Consider the following 2,500-nt stretch of genomic DNA (forward strand, 5'->3'; position numbering starts at 1 on the left):
CGGTCTCGGGCTGTTTGACAAGTGAAGATGAAGAAAGAGAAACGTGGACGGCGGAGTCCTTGCGCCTCTCGGACACTGAAGAGCTTCGGCTTTTGAGTTCTGAGAGGGGACGAAAGACTTCGGCGGTACACGTTTTAAAGGAAACACCATCGTTGCCAGCGATGTGAATCGCAGGCAGCTCATCGGCTTCGGTCGATGGAAAAATGGTGGGACCTCGTCAAACGTTGTGATCAGCCGGTTCAAAGTTCAAGTCCAACTTGAGAGTTTGATCCTGGCTCAGAGCGAACGCTGGCGGCAGGCTTAACACATGCAAGTCGAGCGGGCGTAGCAATACGTCAGCGGCAGACGGGTGAGTAACGCGTGGGAACGTACCTTTTGGTTCGGAACAACACAGGGAAACTTGTGCTAATACCGGATAAGCCCTTACGGGGAAAGATTTATCGCCGAAAGATCGGCCCGCGTCTGATTAGCTAGTTGGTGAGGTAATGGCTCACCAAGGCGACGATCAGTAGCTGGTCTGAGAGGATGATCAGCCACATTGGGACTGAGACACGGCCCAAACTCCTACGGGAGGCAGCAGTGGGGAATATTGGACAATGGGGGCAACCCTGATCCAGCCATGCCGCGTGAGTGATGAAGGCCCTAGGGTTGTAAAGCTCTTTTGTGCGGGAAGATAATGACGGTACCGCAAGAATAAGCCCCGGCTAACTTCGTGCCAGCAGCCGCGGTAATACGAAGGGGGCTAGCGTTGCTCGGAATCACTGGGCGTAAAGGGTGCGTAGGCGGGTCTTTAAGTCAGGGGTGAAATCCTGGAGCTCAACTCCAGAACTGCCTTTGATACTGAAGATCTTGAGTTCGGGAGAGGTGAGTGGAACTGCGAGTGTAGAGGTGAAATTCGTAGATATTCGCAAGAACACCAGTGGCGAAGGCGGCTCACTGGCCCGATACTGACGCTGAGGCACGAAAGCGTGGGGAGCAAACAGGATTAGATACCCTGGTAGTCCACGCCGTAAACGATGAATGCCAGCCGTTAGTGGGTTTACTCACTAGTGGCGCAGCTAACGCTTTAAGCATTCCGCCTGGGGAGTACGGTCGCAAGATTAAAACTCAAAGGAATTGACGGGGGCCCGCACAAGCGGTGGAGCATGTGGTTTAATTCGACGCAACGCGCAGAACCTTACCAGCCCTTGACATGTCCAGGACCGGTCGCAGAGATGTGACCTTCTCTTCGGAGCCTGGAACACAGGTGCTGCATGGCTGTCGTCAGCTCGTGTCGTGAGATGTTGGGTTAAGTCCCGCAACGAGCGCAACCCCCGTCCTTAGTTGCTACCATTTAGTTGAGCACTCTAAGGAGACTGCCGGTGATAAGCCGCGAGGAAGGTGGGGATGACGTCAAGTCCTCATGGCCCTTACGGGCTGGGCTACACACGTGCTACAATGGCGGTGACAATGGGATGCTAAGGGGCGACCCTTCGCAAATCTCAAAAAGCCGTCTCAGTTCGGATTGGGCTCTGCAACTCGAGCCCATGAAGTTGGAATCGCTAGTAATCGTGGATCAGCACGCCACGGTGAATACGTTCCCGGGCCTTGTACACACCGCCCGTCACACCATGGGAGTTGGTTTTACCTGAAGACGGTGCGCTAACCCGCAAGGGAGGCAGCCGGCCACGGTAGGGTCAGCGACTGGGGTGAAGTCGTAACAAGGTAGCCGTAGGGGAACCTGCGGCTGGATCACCTCCTTTCTAAGGATGGTTCTTCAGAAGCTTGCTTCTATCGAACCGTTTTAGAAACATCAGTGGCCAACGATCGTCAGGATTGTTGAGCTGCATTGGCGGGATTTCGCCGTCTTCGTTTCTCTTTCTTCGCGGACGAACACGCGCTGGGGCTGCAACCTTGCAGAATCCCTGGTCCTTGACTGGATATGCGTTAGGGGCTTGTAGCTCAGTTGGTTAGAGCGCGCGCTTGATAAGCGTGAGGTCGGAAGTTCAAGTCTTCCCAGGCCCACCACACTCATCGAGTGAGCATTCGTCTTCTGGTTACGGGGCCATAGCTCAGCTGGGAGAGCGCGTGCTTTGCAAGCATGAGGTCGTCGGTTCGATCCCGTCTGGCTCCACCAGATGGTTTGATCATCGACTGATCGTGCACCTGAATCGTCCGCGAAACATCACTTCGCACCCACTAGTCCGGATGGACAGTGACGTGCGTGATTTCTGACATCGTAAAGAGGAGATCGATCCGAGTTGGATCGGGCAACAAGCAATTGTTGCGCGATACTTCATTATCTCCGGATCATTTCGGCGCTCGTGCGCCTTTCAATGTAGCTCACAAGGCTGCGTCTGGAAGGAATGCGAGTTGTAAATGATCCTTTTAGCGAAGCTTGACCGCCTCGCTATCGGAACGATCTTACGAAGCAAGCTGGTCTTTCTAATCATTGTCCGGCTGCAGATAGCGTTCATCGAGGGCGCGTGCCGCAAGGTAATTCTGCAGACAACATTCTGCC

At 54.4% G+C, this 2,500-nt stretch carries 2 tRNA genes and 1 rRNA gene; all 3 read left to right on the forward strand.

Annotated elements, in window-relative coordinates:
* Positions 1-253 precede the first annotated feature (253 nt).
* Positions 254-1,742: ribosomal RNA gene (locus tag OWC48_RS45680) — 16S ribosomal RNA — on the forward strand.
* A 188-nt stretch (positions 1,743-1,930) separates the two neighbouring features.
* Positions 1,931-2,007: transfer RNA gene (locus OWC48_RS45685), tRNA-Ile, on the forward strand.
* Positions 2,008-2,040: 33 nt separating this feature from the next.
* A tRNA-Ala gene (locus OWC48_RS45690) sits at positions 2,041-2,116 on the forward strand.
* The last annotated feature ends 384 nt before the right edge of the window (positions 2,117-2,500 follow it).

The organism is Bradyrhizobium sp. Arg816 (genome assembly GCF_029989365.1).
Taxonomy (GTDB): domain Bacteria; phylum Pseudomonadota; class Alphaproteobacteria; order Rhizobiales; family Xanthobacteraceae; genus Bradyrhizobium.